Origin of the sequence: Asaia bogorensis (genome assembly GCF_900465345.1) — a bacterium.
In the GTDB taxonomy this organism is placed as follows: domain Bacteria; phylum Pseudomonadota; class Alphaproteobacteria; order Acetobacterales; family Acetobacteraceae; genus Asaia; species Asaia bogorensis_A.
In genome coordinates, this window is the sequence record NZ_UEGO01000016.1 from 105,229 (window position 1) to 126,905 (window position 21,677).

Annotated in this window: 15 protein-coding genes; 7 read left to right on the plus strand and 8 right to left on the minus strand. The window is 58.8% G+C overall.

The window, feature by feature from the left end:
• Positions 1-20 precede the first annotated feature (20 nt).
• Positions 21-2,381, minus strand: coding sequence for a heavy metal translocating P-type ATPase (locus ED655_RS08595; RefSeq protein WP_122049816.1), 2,361 nt, complete (start codon positions 2,379-2,381; stop codon positions 21-23).
• Positions 2,382-2,698: 317 nt separating this feature from the next.
• Positions 2,699-2,914, minus strand: coding sequence for a heavy-metal-associated domain-containing protein (locus ED655_RS08600; RefSeq protein WP_122039630.1), 216 nt, complete (start codon positions 2,912-2,914; stop codon positions 2,699-2,701).
• 158 nt (positions 2,915-3,072) lie between these two features.
• Between ED655_RS08600 and ED655_RS15520 the strand changes: the two genes are divergently transcribed.
• The 6 genes from ED655_RS15520 to ED655_RS15980 all read left to right on the plus strand — a co-directional run bounded on the left by ED655_RS15520 (position 3,073) and on the right by ED655_RS15980 (position 10,403).
• Positions 3,073-3,465, plus strand: coding sequence for a hypothetical protein (locus ED655_RS15520; protein ID WP_162993448.1), 393 nt, complete (start codon positions 3,073-3,075; stop codon positions 3,463-3,465).
• Positions 3,466-3,536: 71 nt separating this feature from the next.
• Positions 3,537-5,408 (plus strand): copper resistance system multicopper oxidase, encoded by a 1,872-nt coding sequence (locus ED655_RS08610; RefSeq protein WP_122049818.1) that lies wholly within the window; start codon positions 3,537-3,539, stop codon positions 5,406-5,408.
• A complete protein-coding gene (locus ED655_RS08615; protein ID WP_122049819.1) occupies positions 5,405-6,184 on the plus strand; it encodes a copper resistance protein B in 780 nt (259 codons plus the stop codon). The genes ED655_RS08610 and ED655_RS08615 overlap by 4 nt, the downstream gene beginning before the upstream one ends.
• Before the next feature lie 347 nt (positions 6,185-6,531).
• Positions 6,532-8,109: a carbohydrate porin gene (locus ED655_RS08620; RefSeq protein ID WP_240993582.1), complete on the plus strand. Its 1,578-nt coding sequence runs from the start codon at positions 6,532-6,534 to the stop codon at positions 8,107-8,109.
• Positions 8,110-8,633: 524 nt separating this feature from the next.
• The gene (gene pstS / locus ED655_RS08625) at positions 8,634-9,641 is read left to right on the plus strand and encodes a phosphate ABC transporter substrate-binding protein PstS (RefSeq protein WP_122049820.1); all 1,008 of its coding nucleotides are present in this window, start codon (positions 8,634-8,636) and stop codon (positions 9,639-9,641) included.
• Positions 9,642-10,271: 630 nt separating this feature from the next.
• A complete protein-coding gene (locus ED655_RS15980; protein WP_277302611.1) occupies positions 10,272-10,403 on the plus strand; it encodes a hypothetical protein in 132 nt (43 codons plus the stop codon).
• 21 nt (positions 10,404-10,424) lie between these two features.
• On the opposite strand, the gene ED655_RS08630 is transcribed toward ED655_RS15980, so the two are convergent.
• From ED655_RS08630 to ED655_RS08655, 6 genes are all read right to left on the minus strand, one after another.
• Positions 10,425-11,609, minus strand: a complete 1,185-nt coding sequence (locus ED655_RS08630) for an MFS transporter (protein WP_122049821.1) — start codon at positions 11,607-11,609, stop codon at positions 10,425-10,427.
• A 198-nt stretch (positions 11,610-11,807) separates the two neighbouring features.
• Entirely contained in the window at positions 11,808-14,054 is a 2,247-nt protein-coding gene (locus ED655_RS08635; RefSeq protein WP_122049822.1) for a TonB-dependent receptor, read from the minus strand.
• 87 nt (positions 14,055-14,141) lie between these two features.
• The gene (locus ED655_RS08640; RefSeq protein ID WP_122049823.1) at positions 14,142-14,552 is read right to left on the minus strand and encodes a DUF2946 family protein; all 411 of its coding nucleotides are present in this window, start codon (positions 14,550-14,552) and stop codon (positions 14,142-14,144) included.
• Positions 14,553-14,799: 247 nt separating this feature from the next.
• On the minus strand, positions 14,800-16,044 hold the full coding sequence (locus tag ED655_RS08645; protein ID WP_122049824.1) for a Dyp-type peroxidase: 1,245 nt from the start codon (positions 16,042-16,044) through the stop codon (positions 14,800-14,802).
• Positions 16,041-17,195, minus strand: coding sequence for an NHL repeat-containing protein (locus ED655_RS08650; RefSeq protein WP_122049825.1), 1,155 nt, complete (start codon positions 17,193-17,195; stop codon positions 16,041-16,043). Before ED655_RS08650 ends, ED655_RS08645 begins: the two co-directional genes overlap by 4 nt.
• Before the next feature lie 8 nt (positions 17,196-17,203).
• Positions 17,204-18,640, minus strand: coding sequence for a carbohydrate porin (locus ED655_RS08655; RefSeq protein ID WP_240993583.1), 1,437 nt, complete (start codon positions 18,638-18,640; stop codon positions 17,204-17,206).
• A 428-nt stretch (positions 18,641-19,068) separates the two neighbouring features.
• On the opposite strand from ED655_RS08655, the gene ED655_RS08660 reads away from it, so the two are divergent.
• Entirely contained in the window at positions 19,069-21,492 is a 2,424-nt protein-coding gene (locus ED655_RS08660) for a TonB-dependent receptor (protein ID WP_240993584.1), read from the plus strand.
• The last annotated feature ends 185 nt before the right edge of the window (positions 21,493-21,677 follow it).

Here is a 21,677-nt window from a genome sequence, read left to right on the forward strand (position 1 = left end):
CCCGCTCGGCGCTGCAGCGATCAGAGGGATCGTTGTGAGCGCCAGCGATTGAGAAGCAGGGAGTTGGTGACAACCGAGACTGAGCTGAGCGCCATGGCCCCGCCGGCAATCACCGGATTGAGTAGCCCGCAGGCTGCAAGCGGTATGGCCGCCACGTTATAGCCGAAGGCAAAAACGAGATTCTGCCTTATTTTGCCGACAGTAGCCCTGGAGATGGACAGAGCATCCGGGATAGCACGCAGATCCGCACTCATGAGCACGAGATCTGCTGTCTCCAGCGCCGCGGCCGAGCCTGAGCCGATTGCGATACTGATATCTGCAGCGGCCAGAGCAGGCGCATCATTGATGCCATCCCCAGCCATACCAACCAGACGACCCTCACCGCGCAACGCCTGCACCGCGGAGACCTTGCCTTCGGGCCGAAGTGAGGCTCTGATCTCGTCAATACCTGCTTCCCGGGCAACCCGCGCAGCAACCGCCTCGCGATCGCCTGTCAGCATGATCGTTTCGATCGACTGCTTGCGGAGCCAGGAAACAATGGCCGCGGCTTCCGGGCGCAGAGCGTCAGACAGGGTTATGGCGCCAAGATAGACGCCCCCGCGTGCAATACAGGCGATGCTCTGTGTTTCGGCATCCAATGGCAGGGCCGACACGGCGATGCCCTGTTCTTGCAGGAATTCGGGTGTCCCGAGCAGAAAGGTCTCCCCCTTCGCTGCCGCTTCGATCCCCTTGCCCGGCACGGCGCGGAAATGGTCCAGACTGTGGGCGGAGGTGACCCCCGCTTCTCTTGCCCGCAGCATGATGGCCTTCGCCAATGGATGCTCCGAGTTGGCCTCCAGTGATGCTGCCACCCCCAGAAGTTCCGCCTCGGTCACCCCATCGGCGGGATAAATCGCTTCGACTTCAGGCTGCCCCTTGGTGAGTGTGCCTGTCTTGTCGAAGGCCAGCACTTTGAGACGATGAACGCGTTCAAGCGCTTCAGCATTGCGGAACAGAATACCGGCAGAGGCCGCCTTTCCTGTCCCGACCATCAGCGCGGTCGGCGTCGCAAGGCCCAGTGAACAGGGGCAGGCAATGACGAGCACCGATATGGCCGAGACGAGGCTCCATTGCGCATCGTGCGTTGCCAGCCAACCGATGACGAACGTCGATAAGGCGATAACAATGATGGTGGGTACGAAGATGGCCGAAACACGATCAGCCAGGCGCTGGATTGGCGCTTTCGATCCCTGCGCACGCGAGACCATCGCCACGATGCGGGCCAGTGCGGTCTCGCTTCCAAGCGAGGTTGCACGGGCGCGCACGACACCCGTCGTGTTGAGCGTTCCGGCGAAAATCGTATCGCCAACCTGACGCAGGACGGGCACAGCCTCACCCGTAATCATCGACTCATTGATCTCGGTTGTGCCTTCGATAACCTCGCCATCAACCGGTATGGCCTCACCAGGGCGGACCACGAACACATCACCGCGTTGCAATGAAGCGACAGCGCAAATTTCCACGCCGTTCGGGGTTACGCGGTTGGCAGTTTGCGGCCTCAGATTGAGCAGAGCTTCCAGACCGGAAGCCGCTTTCTGACGCGCCCTCGCCTCGAGAAGCCTTCCAACCGAAATCAGGAGGATCACAAAGGCGCTCGCTTCAAAATAGACTGGCAGATCAAGCCCCCAAAGCGTGACAACCATGCTGAAGCCGTAGGCGATGCTCGTGCCGAGGCAGACCAGCACGTTCATATTGGCCGAGCCACTTCGCAGCGCATGATAGGCACTGCGATAGAAATGACGGGCACCATAAATCTGTACGACACTCGCACAAAGCGCCTGAAGCCAGAGCGGCACGAGGTGATGGGCGCCAACCGCCATACCCAGCATTTCGATGGCAAACGGAATGCAGAACAGGGCGATAATGGCCAGATCCCGCTGCGCCGTTGCAGGTTCTTTCGAAGGCGCTTCGTGCCCCTGCTGATCCGCTGTGGGGGTTGCCGTAAAGCCAGCCTTGCGAACGGCCTCGACGAGACGATCCTCAGTGACTGCCCCTGCGATATAGTCGATCTGCGCGGTCTCCGTGGCGAGATTGACGGCTGCCCTGACGCCCGGCAAGCGGTTGAGCACCTTTTCCAGTCGCGCAGAGCAAGCGGCGCAGCTCATTCCCTTAATGGCAAATCGTGCTTCCTGATGCCCAAGACCGAAGCCCGTTTTCTCAACGATCTTTTCAATGGCGGTGAGGTCTGGCCCTTCATCGGCTCGGGAGATGATCGCGCGCGAGGATGCAAAATTGACCGACGCTGTCAGCCCATCCTGCCGGTTGAGCACTTTCTCCAGCCGTGCCGCGCAGGCAGCACAGCTCATACCCGTTACTTCCAGATCAAGACTGCTGGCGCTCATGGAATCATTTCTCATTCGACTGAAAGAAAGGGTCATTTCAACCGCTTGCCTCTACCGATGGGGCGTCCCTTATCTGGCCGCTCCATCGCGTAGAGCTACTACCGCCTGCCCCGTAGGGACCGTCGGCTGAACCATTCTCCGGCAACCATCAGCCCGAAGTGTGCGGGATGCCGACATTTGACCAGTGTTGGTCAGATTGAACCGCTGGCTCGTTAAGCGACGGGCGCGTGAAAGGCGACGACCGCTGAGCCCATCCCGCCGTGTTGTAACCGACGAAATGGGCCTCGATGATCTCCGGGCGGCGATAGACGAGCATGTCAGCCTCGTGCGATGTCGAAGCCCGTTTCCTCAATGACCGTTTCCAGCGCGGCGCGCGGCACAGCCGCACCGTCCGTGGTGACGCGCACATCGCCCGTCTCGTGGCTGGCTTTGACATCCGTCACGCCGGGGATCTCGAGCAGTGCCTTTTCGAGGCGGCTTGAGCAGCCCCCGCAGGACATGCCTTCAACCTGGAAATCAAGGGTCTCGCTCATTGTTTCATGCTCCTTGCCAATATGACCAGACTGAGATGGTGATCAATACGGTTGCAATCAACGTATACCTCTGAGAGAGTGTCGCAACTAATCCAATTATTTCCCTGTAACGTCTATGGGACGACATGCCGAACCGCTGCACGCCTCTATGGATCGTGATGCTCGCTGCATTCTGCCTGATCCTGCGCGGGGCGTTCCCGGCGCAGGCGGCTGGTGCGCAGCTGCCCGGTTGCGGCGAGATGACGGTGCAAAGCACCCATGCGGGATGTGCGATGCATCACCCCATCGTCGCCCTGAACGGAATGGATCAGTCTAGCGCAGCCACAAACGGCATGATGGGCAAGGCGGAACAGCCCCAGCACAAACCGCATGGGGAAAGCTGCCATGGCTGCCCCCCGAGCCTGTCCTGCACAACTGGCCATGTCGCTCTTGTTGCCACGTCACCTGCCCGTCCGCTCGCCGTGCAGGTAACCCGCTATGCTGCCTCATCCGGCTTTGCTCTGGCCGGCCAGCGACGGGTTCCGGACCCCAGACCGCCCCGCTTTTCCTGAATCGCTGATCCGTATGCCGGTCTGATCTTTTCAGGCCGCGCGTTCCGTTCCGATCATTCAGGACCTGTTTCATGATTGCCTTGACACGCAAAGGTCCGGCGCTCAATCGCCGGAAATTCGTCACGGGGCTGGCGGGGCTCGGCGTTGCCTCGTCCGCCCGCGCCATGCCCGCTATGACGCCTGCGGCACACATATCTGACCCCTCAGCCATTCCGCCGGCGCCCGCCTCCACCTACGACCTGACTGTCGATACGGCACCCTGGCAGGTCGGCAAGCGCAGGGGCCGCGCCTTTACGGTCAATGGAAGCGCTCCTGCCCCCACCCTCCGCTGGCGCGAGGGTGACGAGATGGTGCTGAATGTCGTCAACCATCTTGATCAGCCTACCTCGATCCACTGGCATGGCATCAGGCTGCCAGCCAACATGGACGGTGTGCCGGGCCTGAGTTTTGCCGGCATTCCTGCCAAGGGTCGCTACACTTACCGTTTCCCGCTGCGCCAATCGGGCACGTACTGGTATCACAGCCATTCCGGCATGGAGGAGGCGCAGGGGCTTTTTGGTGCGCTGGTGATCGATCCGGCAGGGCCGCCGCTCCATCACTATGAGCGGGATTACGTTCTTGTCCTGTCAGACTGGAGCGATGTCGCGCCGCATGACATCGTCAGCAACCTCAAGCAGCAGGACGATTATTACAATTTCCGCCAGCGCAGCGTGGCCTCGCTGTTTCATGAAGCCCGCCAGCATGGATTGCATGACGCTCTGGCGAGCCGACTGATGTGGTCGCGTATGCGAATGTCAGCCACGGATATCTCTGATGTCAGCGGGGTGATTTACAGTTACCTCATCAACGGGCAATCGCCGGATGACAACTGGACCGGCCTGTTTTCCCCGGGCGAGCGGATCCGGCTGCGTGTCGTCAATGCGTCGGCCATGACCCTGTTCGACTTCCGGATACCGGGGCTCGATTTTGATATCATTGCAGCGGATGGATCAGATGTTCAGCCCGTGCGTGTTGAGGAATTCCGCATCGGCCCGGCTGAAACCTATGATCTGATCGTCACCCCGACCGACAACCGGGCATGGACAATCTTCATCCAGCCAGAAGACCGCACCGGCTTCGCACGCGGCACACTCGCTCCCGCTTTGGGGATGACGGGACCCATCCCCCCCATGGACCCGCGTCCCATGCGCAGCATGATCGATATGGGAATGGGGCGCATGGAGAAAGCCCCTGCTCACATGAGCGGCATGAGCGGCATGAGCGGCATGAGCGGCATGAGCGGCATGAGCGGCATGAGCGGCATGAGCGGCATGAGCGGCATGAGCGGCATGAGCGGCATGAGCGGCATGAGCGGCATGAGCGGCATGAAACCGCAAGACAAACCAGCGTCAAGCGCGTATCCGACCCCGGCGCAGCCCATCCAGATCGATGACCCCGGCCCGCCGCCACGCAATGTGGAAAACCAGAATGTCGCCATGGCCCCGGTCAATCGCCTGTCAGAGCCGGGGGACGGACTGGAGGATAACGGGCGTGTAGTCCTCACCTACGCGATGCTCCGTGCCCTGCGCCCTGCCCCGGACCAACGCCCCCCAAGCCGGGAAATCGTGCTGCACCTGACAGGGAATATGACGCGCTATATCTGGGGTTTTGACGCGAAGAAATTCTCTGAAGCGCCGCCAATCATGCTCGGTCTGGGGGAACGTGTACGGATTACACTCATCAACGACACAATGATGGAGCACCCGATTCACCTGCATGGGTTCTGGAGCGAGCTGGAAAACGGTCAGGGGGCGCTCAGGCCCAACAAGCATACCATCCTCTCCCAGCCCGGCTCGAAGCTCAGCTATCTTGTGACGGCAGACACGCCGGGCATGTGGGCGCTACATTGTCACCTGATCTATCACATGCATCTCGGCATGTTCCGCACGGTGGTGGTGTCATGAACATGCGCCGACACACCATCAGCTTTCTGACCAGCCTTGCCGGTACCCTTTTGCTCTCATCGGGCAGCCATGCAGCGTCAGCGTCGCAGGCAAAGTCGAGTGCGACGATGCCCAGCTATATCGACGGTGTCATGCCTGTCATGGATCAGGGAATATGGGTCCATGGCCTGCTCGACGAGTTCGAGGGGCGCCTTGCCGGGCAGAATTCGAGCTTCCGGTGGGATGGCGAAGCCTGGGTTGGCGGCGACTATAATCGCCTCTGGCTGCGTTCCGAGGGCACCGTGTCGAAAGGCCGCATGGGAGATGGCGATCAGGAGGTTCTCTATAGCCGCGCCGTATCCTCTTATTTCGACGTGCAGGGCGGTGTTCGCGTCGATCTGGATAGTGGTCCCACACGCACTTGGGCTGCGCTCGGTATACAGGGGCTGTCGCTTTATCAGTTCGAGTTGCAGGCCACCGGCTACGTCAGCGATCAGGGACGTTTTGCCGCCCGTTTTGAGGGCTCGTACGACATTCTTCTGACAAACCGGCTGATCCTGCAGCCTCAGATTGAGCTGAATCTCTATTCGAAGGCCGATCCAGCCCGGGGTAACGGTGCGGGAATTTCCGATATCGATACGGGGTTGAGGCTGCGATATGAGATATGGCGGAAATTCGCGCCCTATATTGCCATGACGTATGACGGCTATTTCCAGCAGGCGCGGCGTTTTGCGCGGGAGCGAGACGATAGCGGCGGCAACCTGCGCCTGACGGTCGGTATTCGCAGCTGGTTTTGATCATGCGATGACCGACTGCCAACGGGGCAAGGGAAAACGATCTTCCCGGCGGGTCGCCTTTGAGCCGCCGGGGTACCATTGCGGACACGCAACGCGAGTTTACAGTCGATGCACGCCGCGCCATGCCGACCGCGACGGTATTTTGTTAATCCGCACCCGATATATAGGTGTTGCCTTAAAAACACAGGCCAGGAGCCCACAACGTGGGAAATAGATTGCGGCCGTCAATCTCCTTGTCATGATATGAAATATTGATAGGGAGGGCGCAACGACGCACAGAGTTGGCCATATCTCAGCTTTGCGTCGCGTGAGGTTGTTACCTGTCAGTATGGAGAGATCACGCGATCATGCCTGTAAAGAATGCCGCGGGGCGTCTGGCACTTTGGGCTGCCGGGACGATACTTGGAAGCTGCCTTCTCATTGCACCGGCCTCTGCCCAGAGTCAGAGCCAGCAAGCAAGCCCGAGTGATCAGACCGCAGCCACGCTCGATCCTATGCTCAAGGAGACGGCAACCCAGAATCATGCAGGCAAGGGCGCCGATAACCCGCCCAATCTCTATGGCAGCCCCTATGATCGCACACAGCCTTCTCTGGGCACCGTACGCCACCCCTTCGTGCCGGTACCGGGTAACGAGGCCCTTTTTCCGGCGAGTTTTTCAGACTGGCTGAAGCAGCCCACAATGACGGGTGACTGGGGCGGCCTGCGTACCCGCTTGCAGAACATGGGCATCACGCCGCAGGGCCACTACCTGCAGGACAGCGCAGGTAATCCCACCGGCGGGCGCGCCCAGACCGTGCGCTATGCTCATGAAGTGGCGATTGGCGCCGATGTCAATTTTGCCCAGCTCACAGGGCATAATTACGGTATGTTCCATGTGCTGCTCACCGAGCGCGCCGGCCTTGGCATTGGCCAGCAGCTTCCCGCGCTGAACAGCCCGCAGGAAATCTTCGGTTCGGGCGAGACCATTCGTTTCACACGGCTCTCATGGGAAATGCAGTGGAACCGCTACGCCGATACCGAAATCGGCTGGATCAATACCGAAAATGATTTCGGTCAGTCCACCATGCATTGGGGCATGAATCTTTATTGCCAGTTCGAATCGAATGCGATCTGCGGTATGCCACAGGCGCTCGCAAGCAACTCTGGCTATGGTTACTACCCGACTGCCCATCCCGGCGCGTTCGTGAAGCTGTTCCCCTTCGGTGATCAGCGCATGCTCGTTTCAGCTGGCATCTATAACGTCGATCCGACCATTTCGAATACGGGCTATGCCTGGAAGATGTGGCTGCATGGTTCGACCGGCGCCTACCTGCCCTTCCAGCTTGGGTGGCATTTCGGCGGCACGGACACCAAAGGTCGCCTGCCGACCAACGTCAAGATTGGCGGCTACTGGGATACGTCAGAGGTCAAGAATGTCTACGCCCAGCTGGCAGGGTTTGAGCTGCCGACAAGCGTTCTCGGCAATCTGCCCATCGACAAGGTACGCGGACGTTACGGCGGATGGTTCATGGCCGATCAGATGCTTCAGCGCGACAGGAGCGATTCATCGCGCTCGACCGTGGCCTTCCTGTCCTTCACCTGGGGTGACCCGCGCACGGCAATCGCCCCGTATTTCATCACCTGGGGTGTGGTCCGCAAGGGAACGTTCTGGAACCGGCCAAATGATACAATCAGCATCGGTGGCAAATTCAACTTCGTGAACCCCAAACTGGGCGCCTATGTTGGAGCCCTCCAGGCGGTGCAGACGCAGGATACCGGGTTGCTCAAGCCGAGCGGTGAACATGCGGGCGAAATCAACTATGGCTGGCGTCCGGCGCCGTGGCTCACCATCCGCCCCGGCCTTCAATATATCTGGCACCCGGGCGGTACCAACCGGTACAAGAACGCCCTGCTGATCGACCTTGAAACAGGTGTCAGCTTCTGACACTGCACCCTATGGCTCCACTCTTTTGCGGGTGGGGCCATAGGAGGTTTCAAAGCACTCTCGCTGACCTGATGGACACTGAACCTGACAATGGCCGGTCAGCCCATCCTCCGCTCCCCAATAAGGGGATGCCGCTTATCCCGCTCTGGACGCTGTAGCCGCCTCATTGCCCGCCGATGCGCTGGTCAATGACGAGACACTGGGCGGGGTTCAACCTTCCGCCCGACCGATCTGCTACGATCTTCATCGGTCGACCTATTCTCCCTAAGCTGGGCGCAGCGGAGCGCCACGTCGATCATCCGTACGGGTCGAAGTTTGTTGATCCCACTTCGATCGAGCCGATCACGCCAGCAGAAACCGGTCTCACGGCCCCTTTCAGACACAGCGCATGACAGGTTGCAAGGCACGCCATACGTCATGCCGGAGCGCCGACCGCTTTCATAAAACTATCATTTTATAAATGTATCTTCCTGTTTCTGGCGCCGATAGAACGAGCCGTCATCACGATCTATCGAGGTCAAACAATGCAGCTTTCCCGAATTTTCGGCGCCCTGTCGCTCTCTCTGGCCCTGTCATGCGGCGTGTCGCACGCTGCCACCATCACCGGCGCCGGATCGAGCTTTGCGGCCCCGATCTATGGCGCTTGGGGTGAGACTGCACAAAAGGCAATCGGCACCTCGGTCAATTACCAGAGCGTTGGTTCGGGTGCCGGTCAGAACCAGGCCATTGCCCGCACGGTCGATTTCGGCGCTTCTGACAAGCCGATGGACGCGGCGAAGCTGGACAGCAACAAGCTTTATCAATTCCCGACGGCCATGGGCGGGATCGTGGTTATTGTGAACGTGCCGGGCATTGCTCCCGGTGCGCTGAAGCTGGATGGCCCTGCGATTGCCGGACTCTATGATGGCACGATCTCGACCTGGAATGACCCGCGCATTGCGGCACTCAACCCGAGCCTCAAGCTGCCCGACACGGATGTGGCCCCGATCCATCGTGCCGATGCGTCGGGCACCAGCTTCGTATTCACCTCTTACCTCGCCAAGGTTTCCGGCGCCTGGAAGCAGAAATTCGGGGCTGGTACGTCAATCGCCTGGGCGGGCGGTGCAGGTGCGCGCGGCAATGACGGTGTTGCCGCTGGCGTGAAGGAATCAGAAGGCGGTATCGGCTACGTGGAATACGCCTATGCCAGCCGCAACCATCTGAACATGGCGCAGCTTCGTGATCATGATGGCGCTTTCATCAAGCCGGATTCCGCTGCTTTCGCTGCCGCTGCGGCCCATGCCGACTGGGCTCATGCAGACCGTTATGCCGTGGATCTGCTCGACACCGCTGGTGCAAACGCCTGGCCCATCATGAGTGCCACCTTCGTGCTGGTTCCGACTGACCCGAAGGATGCTGCGCAGGGCAAGGCCGTGAAGGACTTCTTCAGCTATGCGCTCAAGAACGGCAATCCTGACGCTGTGAAGCTGGACTATGTTCCGCTGCCGCAATCCGTGAAAGACGCGGTCCTGCAGGGCTGGCCGAAGAACTGAAGTCGCCATGGTTCCGGCTGCGCCTGGTTGCAGCCGGACCTATACCAAGGCCCGCCCGGCACGCCTAACGTGACCGTGGCGGGCTTTTTTTGGTTCCAGGGGCCATATTACGACTCGCTCGTATGCGACATTGAGGCGCCTGGACGCCTCATCCGCTCCCTGTTTCCGCGTCTTTAGCGCCTTGAACTGCCTGAGCGCACGCAGTGCAACCTGTCACAGTCTTCTGTTAGCAACTCACCTGTAAGGCAGCCACCCGGGCGCGAAAAGAACTCGCAAAGCCGCCCCCAGTGCCCGGCGTAAGAAAATCCGCCCAGGAAGAAAGCCCTCTTCGGTACCGTTATTGCCCTGGTGGATTCAGATCATTCCCGTGTGGCAAACGCACATTAAGTAGTTAATATTCGCTATCTTTGTATTTCTTCCCTTTGATATATATCAATAAGACAATATCGTGATTATTGTTACTGTAGTTGAATATTGACGATAATTTCCAAGACGCCCACTCTTCCCGTGTCGAGCGGATCAGCTTTCTGACAAGAGCACAAAGGGCCAGCTAAATGCTGGTTCGCCGGCCCAGAATAACGGAGAGTCGAAATGACAAGATGGTGGGGCCCTGCGCATTTACATTATCCCATGACCGATCTGCAGTCGCTCACGCTGAGCTTCGCAGCATCTGTCGTGGTCGTCGGATTGGCTGTGTTCACCGTGCGCGCGGTCAGGAAACATCGTCTGCGTGTTGCCACGACGCACGTCAAAACACTCTGACGGCCTGACAGGGCCTATCCTTCAAATGAGCGGGCGCAGTCCGCGTTGATAGGCCCCCAGTCCCAACAGCAAAAGCAGGATCGCGGCGACAGGCAGCGCGACGATGCTGCTATGGGTCAGCAATGCGCCCCCCAATAACCCACCGGCTGATACGGCGAGGTTCCAGGCCGTTGTCGCCATGGCTTGAGCGGTATCCATGAAGCGCCCCGCGACGCTCGTCATGGCGCTTTGCGTAAGCGCTGCAAACCCGCCAGTGGTAATACCCCACAACACAACACCAAGGCAGACCGGAAGCTTGTGCGTCAGACCAAGTGACATGAGCAGACAGGCCGCCATGAATACGAGAATACTGGCCATCGTGAGCCGCGAGAGATGATGATCAATCAGGATGCCGGTCACAAAAAGACCGGCAACCGAGCCTCCGCCAAAAACCAGCAGGAGGAGATCCACGCGCGCTCCAAGCCCGGACGGGACAAGCAGGGGCTCGATGAAAACGTAGAGCAGGCTATGGGCTGCGACAAAGCTGAAAATCAATGTCAGATTGGCGAGCACACCGGGCTGGCGCAGGCTGCCTGAAAGGCCGAAATGACTACCAGCCTGACTGCCGGGCGCATCTGGCAGAAAACAGAGCGACCAGATCACGAGCAGACCCGAAAACCCGCCAAGACATAGAAAGGCGCCGCGCCAGCCCAGCCATTGGCCAATTGCCGCGCTCAACGGCGCCCCGAGCACGAGTGCCAGCGTGACGCCCGAACCCGCCAGCGCAATTGCCCTGCCCCGTTGTGCCGGTGGTGAAAGCCGCGTTGCGTAACCCGCGAACATGGCCCAGATCAGCCCGCCACAGCCTCCGGCGAAAAAACGTATTGTCAGGGCAAGCGCCAGATTGGTGATCATGCCGTTTGCTGCATTGATCAGCGTGAAGCCGACCAGACCCATCAGGAGCAGGCGCTTGCGTGGCATCTTGTAGGTCAGCGCCGTTGAAGGGAGAGCAGCGCATAGGGCACCCAACGCAAAAGCCGTGATGAACTGCCCGCTTGCCGCCTGGGTAATCTGGAGTCCATCTGCGAGCAGCGATAGCAATCCGGCAGGCATGATCTCGGTCAGCAAGGTTACAAAGGCAGCCAGAGCCAGAATGATCATGGCATGACGGGGAAGCCTGTCCGGAGCTGCACATTTTGCCGCGGCCTGATCCGTCACCCCAACCATCTCAAAGCGCTCCCCTTAACGTCAGCCGCTCCGGGCGGTCCCCTGAACATCGACCAATGGGCTAGGCGATAGGCGCGGGCGGCAGATTAGGCAAGACAGCATGTGGGTTGTTTGTCATCGCCCATCAGGTCGACACATCCTGCTGGCCCGGCACGGGCGAGGCGACGCCGTCAGAATGAGCGCGTCGCCTTGCCATCGTCAGAACGCGGCTGTCAGGCTGAGATTGAACGACCGGCCAAGTCCGGCGAGGGGCGACAGGATATTCGTCTGACGATAGTCACCCAGCGACAGCCCCCCTAGCGGCAGATAGTATTTCTGGTTTAGCACATTCTCGATGCTCGCATCCAGCGTGAGCTTGTGCCAGCGATAGCTCCCGCCCAGGCCCAACAGCGCATAACCCGGTGTGCGCGGTTCGTTACGCAGCCAGTCCACTGTCGATTTCTTCTTCACCAACGTGACATCCACACGTCCGGTCCAGTTCTGATAGGTCTCGCGTAGGCCGATCATGCCATTGGCAGGCATCTGATGATACAGGCCGGAATGGGTGACCATATCCTGCCCGCGCACCCAGTTGAAACTTGTCACGACCCTGCCCTGCCCGAAGCGCTCGTCGTTCCACAGGCGATAACGGGCTGAGCCATTCAGGCCGTAACTCTGCGCGTTATGATTGACGAATTGCAGCTTCGACAGCCCATTGCTGAATGATGCCAGACGAACGACGTTAATATAGCCCTCTGTGTAAGTATAGAATGGCTGGAGCCGAACCTCCCAGCCCTCGCCTTTCGGGTCGTGCCATGTCAGCGTCATGCTGGCCGTGTTCGCAATTTCGGGGCGCAGGTTGAGGTTGCCGACATAGCCATTGCCATCGCCGAACCAGCCGATCATGCGCGTGGCCATTGTGCCCATACCCCAGGCATAGCGCTCGTACAGGTTGGGCGACCGCGTCTTGCGGGCGTAACCGCCCTCAAGCATCAGGTCGTCACGAATATGCCAGCGACCGGTGGCCGTCACGTCGAAATTGGTGTCTGTCCGTCCCCGCGAGGCAGCGTTGAACTTTCGTGCTGCCATGATATCGGCCATCTGCATCATGCCGGTCCAGGAATACGGTGCCACCTTGCCCGTATTCATCATGATCAGATCGCTGCGCAGCCCAAGCTGGGTCGAAAAGCGTCGTGTCCACTGGGCATTCCACTCGATATAGTGGCCCAGGCGGTCACGATGGCCGTTATTGATGTTATGAAACGTGCCGGGGCCCATCATCATGCTGCCCACGAGCGGCGGCCACCAGTCATTCAGTCCGTTATGGTCATAGCTGCTGCCGAGCTTGATGTTGTGATGTGTGCTGAGGGGCACGGTGAGGTCAATTGCGTAGCCCGCCGTCCGTGCATCCGTGTTCATCGGCATACCCGTGGTTGCGGTATGACCACCTTTGTCATTCATCATGTTCATGACGTGATCGACGCGCTGCCAGAAGCCGCGCACGTCGAGGGTCGCCCATCGATACTCGCCCCGATATTTGCCATTCACAAATGTCGAACGATTATTTGTCATGTCCATATACTGGTTGGGGAAACCCTCATACGGAATATCCTGCTGACCAAAGGTCAGGGCGAGCAGGTGATTATCCTTCTTGAGGCCAGCCGTTACGGCATGATTGAAGGAGAGATAGCTGGTGGAGCGAACCTGCTTGCCATCGCCCCCTGTATGGTAATTGCTCGCATGGCTATAGGAGCCGGTATAACGCAGACTGAGAAGATCGTTGGCGACTGTCACCGTGCCCGAAGCCCCCAAGCCGCCGCCATTGCTGCGATAATCGCCCCGCACATGGCCCGTCACAAGGATCTTGCCGGGAGCAGCAAAAAGCGGGTCCTTGCGCTCAATTTTTACCGTACCGCCGGTGCTGTCGCCCCCGAGGCTGACCGGGGTGACACCGGCAATGGCCTCGGCAGAGGAGACACTGTCGGGGTCGATATACGACATCGCCGGGTTCATGTGATTGGGGCAGGCCGAGGCAATACGCATGCCATCCACAATGGTCGCGACGCGGTCATCGGCCATACCGTTGAGGACGGGCAAGGATGAGACCCCACCCGCAGCATATTGCGTGTAGCCCAGCGAGCCTTTGAGTAGCGAAGCTGTATCGGGTGAATGAATGGCGGTACGCCGAATGCCCTGCACACGGAGATATTCGACCGGTGTGTCATCGCCATCCGACCGGTTCGCGGGCTTATCGGGCGCCTTCTCCTTTGGTGGGGATGGTCTTGTCTCTGATTGCGATGTTTTGAGCGCGCTTGCATTGACTGCGGTCCCGCCGCGGGACGAGGTCGTGGCTGAAGGCGTGGTTGCCGCGTGGGCATTGGTCGCAGCAACAAGCGCTAGCAATGAGGTACACCCGAGCGCGAGATAGGCGCGACGGTGCGATCTGCCATGAGGGGGCAGTGTCATGGAATTAATCCTGATCAGTCTTGATACGAAATCCCGCCGTCCAGCTCGCTCCCAAAGGAAACGTGCACCGGAGTACGGAAAGCGATGTCAGATCAGGACGACTGGCGGTGCCTGGGATGGCGGCAGGACCCACCGTAATCCGGGCGGCGCGCGGCAAGGCGGCAGAGAAACGATGTGGGTGAGCCGGATCGAGCGGGAGAACGCCGCCAGCAGAGCGACCCCAAGAATGAACACAGCCAACTGAAGAAGCGGGCAAAGCGCACAGGCTGTATCGTGATGATGATGCCCTGCCTTTGGCATGTGATGCGATGCGGGCATCGCCATCGACGTGGAATCACACATGCCCATGGGGTCGGCCATAACCATGGCGGACGCGATATCGACCCCGATCAGTCGCTCTATTTCAGCTCTGGGGGTTTCATCCGGCTCGGCCAGACCCTGCAGGCCAAGCAAGGCAAGGAACCCGAGAAGGACAACAAGGCAAAGAGACAGGCGCATGAACGATGCGCCTGTTCTGATCCCTCGTGAATGTCGCCCAGCCGATGAAATGGCCCCGCCCCTGTATGTGCCCGCCCCGCAATCCGGAGCGGCTGCTTGTCGGTCGAAATACAGCGACGCCCTTCCAACGTCCAGCATTATAAAACAGGACTCAAATACTCCAAAATATAGAGAGTATCGAGAGACAGCAGTTCCTTGCAATCGTTACGATCAAATAATGCACCTCAAGACCAGACGCTATATCTGATTAACTCTCGAATAAGGTCTGACCAACGAACTCCCCATCCCTTCTGCCAGGGCAGGCAAATAGCCCGCCCCCGATATGGGTCGTGTACTGGTTCATCATGTCGAATTTGGACATTTTCTCGAAAATCCTTACGAAACCTGTCCTGGGGTCCTGCTGCCAGCTCAGGAACAACAGGCCGGCATCCATCTCCATGCCCTGACGCCACGGCGGCCAGCGCTCGGCGGTGTAGCTCAAGCCGTTATCATAGGAATAAGCCCGACGAAGAATTTGCGCGCCGCCATTCTCCTCTGGCGCTGCAAGACGTGCATGGGAGTTCTGGACAGTAACCGGGTTGCCGTCATGATCCTTCTGCGTAAGGGTCAAAGGCTCGAATTCGTCGTGTCCGCCAATGGGTGCCCCGCTGAGCTTCTGACGGCCCATCGTTTCTTCCTGGAACGCAACAGGTGTCCGGTCCCAGTGCTCCAAGGCAATACGAATGATACGCGCAACGAGATAGCTCCCCCCCTGCATCCAGGGGAGATCGCTGGCAGCAGCCCATATATACCGGTCCGCAGTCTTCGGGTTTTGAGCATCGGGATTGATGGTCCCATCCTTGAAGCCCATCAGATTGCGCGGTGTCTTACCCTTGCCGAAATTGGGCAGGAATCCTGCCTGCGCCCAGCGCGGTGTGGCAATATCATAGGCCAGACGTGTCAGGATGCGCGAGGCATGAAGCGTCGTCTGGGGGTCATCTGCACAGCACTGCACGCACAGATCGCCACCGGTGCGGGCTGGCACGAGCTGATCGCCTGTAAAACGCGGCAGATCGGCCAGCGCCGCTGGGCGATGCGAGGCCAGACCGAAACGGTCATTCCCCTCCTTAATAAACAGCGTTGGGCCAAAGCCAATGGTGATCGTCAAGTTGCGTTGACCGAGGCCATCTGTCTCGTCTGAATCGACAAGACCCGGCATATCCCTGCCTGCCATCAATCTGTCTGCGGCCTCACTCCACGCACGTAGCATCTTCACGAGGGCTTCACGCTTGTCTGTCGTCACATCGAACGTGATGAAATAGGCATGAGGCTGCTGGGGGGTGACGATGCCGGGCTGATGAGACGAGCCGATCGCACCATGCGATTGATCCCGCTCCTGATCTGTGTGGGTTGCCTTTGCCCTCGCGACGGCAGGAGACAGGCCGCTCAGGGCCACCGACCCGGCGAGGAAACGACGGCGGCGCAATGCGGGCCAGAACTTTGCGTCGGTCATGGCTGGCTCACATTCAACGTGTTCATGTCGTCCTCAACGTAATAGAAGCTCTTTCCATCGGGGGTCATGGCAAGGCCGAACAGATCACCATTGCCGGGAGGCTGCTGAGCCTGATCCGCATCCACCCACTGGGCGTAGATCTGTTTTTTCGCTGCGGGGTCGATCTCGACCACCTGCCCGTTTCGACCGTTGGCAACCAGCAGATGATGGCCCGGCACCCAGATCATGGCCAAAGGCCAGTTCAGCAATCCGCCCTTGGTAATGACACGCCCCACTGCGTCATTGACCCGTGTCACCGGTTCCTCCCGTGTCAGGGCATTATCGATAGCCGTTACCTCGTTGTCGTAGCCATCAGTGACGTAAAGTGTGCCATCGTCATCCAGTGCGAGCCCGGTCGGGCCAAACAGGAAGTTGTCGCGATCGGCACGGGCAGAAAATCCGCTGGCCACAACGGTCTGCTTGTCGAGCACCGGCGGTCCACCTGCCGGAATGCTGAGTTCCAGACGCAGCACCGTCGCTTTCTGCAGGATCGGCGGATAATTGGTTTTAGGGTCCACGACATTCGGACCTGGCAGATCGAACCCGGTCATGGAAATAAAGAGTGTCGCCTTGTCGCCGTGATCGACACTGGCAATATCCCCCCAGGGTGCGTTGATCAGCGGTCCTTTCCAGGTCGTGACGAACTTGCCATTGGCATCGAGCACAATCAGACATCCATCACCCTTGGTGGTGGTCGTGCCATCCTTGCTGGGGGCACTGCCGACGATGATCCAGCCCGATTTGAGAATGGTCAATGCCGTTGTAAGACCGACACCACCGGGGCAGGCAGCGAGATTACTCGGCAGATTGGCAAATAGGCGCGCATTGCCGGTAATGGGAGAGTAGGCAACAATTGTAGTGCCTGTGCCCTGCAAATTACTGATATTGTTGAAATTGGTGACGAGCACCTCGTCCTTTTTCAACACGCCCATATCCTGTGGCACAACCACAACTGCATAGGGGTTGAGGTCGCCATTCCCGGGGCTTGTCGAAGCCAGTGTCGTATGGCGGTGCAGGGTTTCCAGAAAGCCCTTATGCTCGGCGCGGGCATGGTGCGGCGCCGAGGCAAGAGCCAGAAGAGCAAGAGCAGTGCAGGACAGACGGGGCGACATGGTGTTCCTCAAAGCGCAATATTGGTGCGAAAGCCGAACACGAGTTCGTCTTTAAGCCGTCGATCCGGATGGGACGGATTGGGAATGCCGCCACCAGGATTGAAGATGTATTGAAAATCGGGCTGCCACTGCATCCAGCCGGTAAACTGGTACTGGTAGGTCACCTCGACATAGGTTTCCCCGCCCTGGGTGGGGGAATAGGCACCTGAATAGCGCCTCACCGCCCGGTCATAATTGGCCAGCGCCCCGCTTACATGGGTGTAGCCCATGCCGATACCGAAGGTATCGTCTGTACGGTACGGAAGCGGGTCATTGAATGTCAGGCCGAAATTCAGGCTGAAATCGATCGGCACACGGTCCGATTGCGGGGCCCCCATCGCGCGTCCGAAAAGGCTGATGGTTCTGTTGGGATCGGTATGGCTACGCCAGATCATCTGATCCATCACAGCATAGAAGCTGAATGCCCCGCGATGGGTGAGCGCAGTCCCGTTGCTGTTCGGTGAGGCCAGCGGTATCCCGGAGTTGTCCCAGTACTGGTCGGCAAATGGCTCGGAATCATACCACCCGCCTATGCGATAGACGTGAGAGAGGGGCTGAACCTCGTCGGGTGATACCATGGCCCCCAAAGCGGGATACACATATTGCAGTTCGGCAATTGCCATCACACCGCGGTTCAGCGGGAAGCTTGTGCCGGAAGGATTGGTCATCTGGGGGTCGCCATCGCGGCTGCGGGTCGGGCTGCCGCTATACACACCGCCGAGCAGGTAAAGTGGTGTCGCAAGCCAGTATTTGCCTCGCACACCCAAGGCTGAGAGCGGATAGGCGGGGCCACCACCCGGCAGATCGGCCGAAGGCAGCATGGGCCAACCAAACATCGTGTTGGCAAACACGAGCGCGTTGGCACTCACCATATATTCCTGGTCGAGGCTCTGCTGGCCTATCTTGATGTCGAGCTTCTGCTGGTCGAGGAACTTCTGGTCATACCAGAGTTCCCACAGACGCGTGGCCCGGTCTGCCTCGATCCCGCTGACCGTTTGCAGGGCCATAAGGTTATCGGCGCTGTAATTGCGGCCATGGATCTGCTCCATGCTCACATTAAACGTACCGCCATACCAGCCCATGGCGCGCTGCGTATCGACCTGCAGCACTGCCACTGTGAGCCCGTTATAGCCCGCCCCACGATGACTGCCGCCCGTAGGGTTTCCGAAAACTTCCGATGTCTCCTGGATGGCGAGAACAGCACCGTATTTGCCGAGTTCAGGGCGCAGACCCCACATATTGCCAAGTAGATTGGAACTCCGCCGCCAGTTGGAAAGGAAACCGAACACCCCTGCCGAAGCCTCATCACCCGCCTCAGCAGCATTACCAAGGTTCACAGGCGGCGGGACGGCACGGGCGGCCGTCGGGGCGAAAGCGGATACAAGGCCAAGACTTGCCCCCAACATCCGGCCCCGCCTCGTTTTCGGCCGACGAACCCGAGCAGCTTTGAATTTCAGCATACTACCCTTCTTCCCATGATAGTGAGAATCGTTCGCACATGGATAGCAGCAATGTTTTGACATGGATCGTTAATAAGGGTGTATGACTGAATTGTGAAGATTGACTATTTATAACGAGAGATATTTTCTGGATCTGCTCAAATTAGCCGACATAAATACAAGTAAAGCTCGATCAATTCTCGAAATTCCGTCAGAAGTGCCGAAGCGAGATTTTGCGCAGGCGTCACTGTGGGCGTGCGACGCCGGATCCATGCTTTGTTATAATATATCATTTTACACAAAACGTCAGACTTCTTAACCAAGCGATCGCATCTGCCTCTCACGATATCCCATGCTGACCTCTGCGTTGGCAGGGCTCTACCCGGAACAATCGCTTGTCCAAACGATACCGCCTCCTCGCCTCTTCCTTGCTCTGGTCCATTGTTTCGCTGGCCGATCCTGCTTTGGCTGACGCGACAAAAGATGAGTCGGTCCGGGGCCAGGACGAAAGACCGAACGCAGAACGTGAGACGGTCGGGAAACCGGGAACGGGCCATAGCGGCCCCCATACGCGCGCCGCAGGTCAGCGCCATGAAACGGTTACCGTGCGTCATCAGCGCAGTAACGCCGACGGAACCTCGGGAACGACACCGGGGGGCGGCATGATGCCCAACCAGACAGCCCCCCACTCACGCAGCGGATTGACGCGCGATTTCATTGCCCGCCAGTCGGCGACACTGTCTCCTGTCGCCATGATCGCGAGCCTTCCGGGTGTGGTTTACTCAGGCAATGACCCTCTTGGCATGAATGACGAGCAGCAGGGACTATCGGTGCGCGGTCTCGACCAGACCGAAATTGGTTATCTTTTCGAAAACGTGCCCGCCGCACCGCCGTTATTCCTGATTCCCTATACTTCGGCCACTGCTGATAACGAAAACATCTCATCCATCACGCTCACCCAGGGGGCGGCTGGTACAGACGCGCCGCTTTACAACGCGGTGGGGGGTGAGATCGCTGTGAAGATGCGCAAGCCTTCAGAGGAGGCGGGCGGCTTTGCAAGCGGCTCCTGGGGCTCTTTCAACCTCAACCGTGAGTTCCTGCGCCTGGATAGCGGCCGGATCGGCCGTACGGGCATCAAGGGTTTCGCCTCGTTTTCATACAGAGGCGCCGATCAGTGGCGGGGCTCGGGAGCTGGCCGCCGCTATCACACCGATATGCGCCTGCTGAAAGAATGGGGGGCACGAAACAGCGCCTCACTGATTTTTTCCTTCAATCGCGACAGGGGTTTCTACCTGCGACCGCCTACCCTCGCCCAGTGGGATCAATACGGCACCGATTTCAACTATACCGGCAGCTACAAGGCAGGAGACAGCAACTATTATCGCTTTCAGGAAAATGCCCGCGCTCAGAGCTTTGTTTCTGCCCCCCTGTCACTCCACCCCAATCGCCATGTCACGCTCGATATCACGCCTTACTTTATCTATGTCTCGGGGTATGACAGTTACGGGACCAGTCTGAACCGTCTTGGCAGCTATCAGGGCAATCGGCCTGCCGGGCCGCTTCAGGTCTCACCGTCACTGGGGGCCGTCATCCCGGCGGTGGCAACGGATACTTATAAACAGTCCCATCCAGGCCTGAACACAGCCCTGCATATCGACACAGGGGCCAATCGCGTAAGCCTTGGCTACTGGTATTCCTATTACGATTTTTCCAGTCTCTCACGTTACGTCCTGCCTGATGCGCAGGGTGGCGTGCCGAGCCAGACAGGCCGTTACCCTATTCTTGCCGCCGATGGTTCGCCCCTCTCGTCCTACGACGCTCGACTGATGCAGCAGGTCAACGCGCTCTCGCTGACTGACAGGCTCTCGCTGCTCGATCACAGATTGACGCTTTCTGCTGGCCTTCGCGTGATCATGGTGACGCGCAACGTGACCAATCTTCTGCCCGGGGCGCGCTATCGTAGTGGGGCGAGCTATGTTTCCCCCCTGCCCCAGATTACAGCCTCCTGGCGCCTGAGCGATCATGACCAGCTTTATGTCAATGGAACTACGGGGTTTCGGGCACCCTCAGGCATTTCGAGCTATCAGGATCGCTTCAGCCTCTCCACAGGACAGCAGACACGTGTGGCTGCCTCGGATATCCGGCCGGAATATTCGATTGGTGAGGAGATCGGTTATCGACATACCGGGCTGATCAATGTCTCTGTTGCGCTCTTCAATTACAACTTCACCAACCGGCAGGTTACGACCACGACCGTTCTAAACGGTGTCATGACCACTGAATCGATCAATGCCGGTGGCCAGACAGCGCGCGGCGCGCAGTTTGAACTCGGTATGAAGCCCTATCACCATTTCAGCCCTTATCTGTCGGGGCAATATATCCACGCGACCGTCGATAATAATCTGCGCTCGGGCAGTGACTACCTGCCCACCAAAGGCAAGACACCTGTACGAACCCCCACTTTCTCCGGCGGGCTTGGACTATCCTATGATGACGGGCAGATTTTTGGCCTGTTTAACGGCAGCTATGTCGGGTCCACCTATTCGACCTTCATGAACGACGAGAAGATACCGGCTTTCGCGACTGCCAATCTGTCTCTCGGTTACAGGTTCAGGCAGTTCAATGCCCTCCGAACGCCCCAGATCCAGCTTAATCTCATCAATCTCGGGCGGTCAGGTTATCTATCAGGGGTTAATGGTGTCTCGCTGAACAGACGTGCCACACGCGGCGTGTATGGCACCATGATTGCTGGCAAGGCGCCTACCTATTTCGTGGGTGGCGGCTTTGCTGGCGTGGTGGCGCTTTCATCGGGCTTCTAGATCTGCGATCAGGCCACGTATCCCCGATGAATTTTATTGCATAAACGCATCAAAACACCCCTTCCGCTCTTTTAAAAAAACATTTATCGTTTCGATGGATCAACGGAAATGGGTCGAACCGGAAAGCCCTCTGCCGCGACATATGCGGCAGGATGCCCGGTCGGCTCATTCCCTGCCCTATCCAC

Coding starts and splice junctions, on each gene's coding strand:
- ED655_RS08595 (WP_122049816.1), bottom strand. CDS start 2,381: ATGAGCGCCAGCAGTCTTGATCTGGAAGTAACGGGTATGAGCTGTGCT.
- ED655_RS08600 (WP_122039630.1), bottom strand. CDS start 2,914: ATGAGCGAGACCCTTGATTTCCAGGTTGAAGGCATGTCCTGCGGGGGC.
- ED655_RS15520 (WP_162993448.1), top strand. CDS start 3,073: ATGCTCGCTGCATTCTGCCTGATCCTGCGCGGGGCGTTCCCGGCGCAG.
- ED655_RS08610 (WP_122049818.1), top strand. CDS start 3,537: ATGATTGCCTTGACACGCAAAGGTCCGGCGCTCAATCGCCGGAAATTC.
- ED655_RS08615 (WP_122049819.1), top strand. CDS start 5,405: ATGAACATGCGCCGACACACCATCAGCTTTCTGACCAGCCTTGCCGGT.
- ED655_RS08620 (WP_240993582.1), top strand. CDS start 6,532: ATGCCTGTAAAGAATGCCGCGGGGCGTCTGGCACTTTGGGCTGCCGGG.
- pstS (WP_122049820.1), top strand. CDS start 8,634: ATGCAGCTTTCCCGAATTTTCGGCGCCCTGTCGCTCTCTCTGGCCCTG.
- ED655_RS15980 (WP_277302611.1), top strand. CDS start 10,272: ATGACCGATCTGCAGTCGCTCACGCTGAGCTTCGCAGCATCTGTCGTG.
- ED655_RS08630 (WP_122049821.1), bottom strand. CDS start 11,609: ATGGTTGGGGTGACGGATCAGGCCGCGGCAAAATGTGCAGCTCCGGAC.
- ED655_RS08635 (WP_122049822.1), bottom strand. CDS start 14,054: ATGACACTGCCCCCTCATGGCAGATCGCACCGTCGCGCCTATCTCGCG.
- ED655_RS08640 (WP_122049823.1), bottom strand. CDS start 14,552: ATGCGCCTGTCTCTTTGCCTTGTTGTCCTTCTCGGGTTCCTTGCCTTG.
- ED655_RS08645 (WP_122049824.1), bottom strand. CDS start 16,044: ATGACCGACGCAAAGTTCTGGCCCGCATTGCGCCGCCGTCGTTTCCTC.
- ED655_RS08650 (WP_122049825.1), bottom strand. CDS start 17,195: ATGTCGCCCCGTCTGTCCTGCACTGCTCTTGCTCTTCTGGCTCTTGCC.
- ED655_RS08655 (WP_240993583.1), bottom strand. CDS start 18,640: ATGTTGGGGGCAAGTCTTGGCCTTGTATCCGCTTTCGCCCCGACGGCC.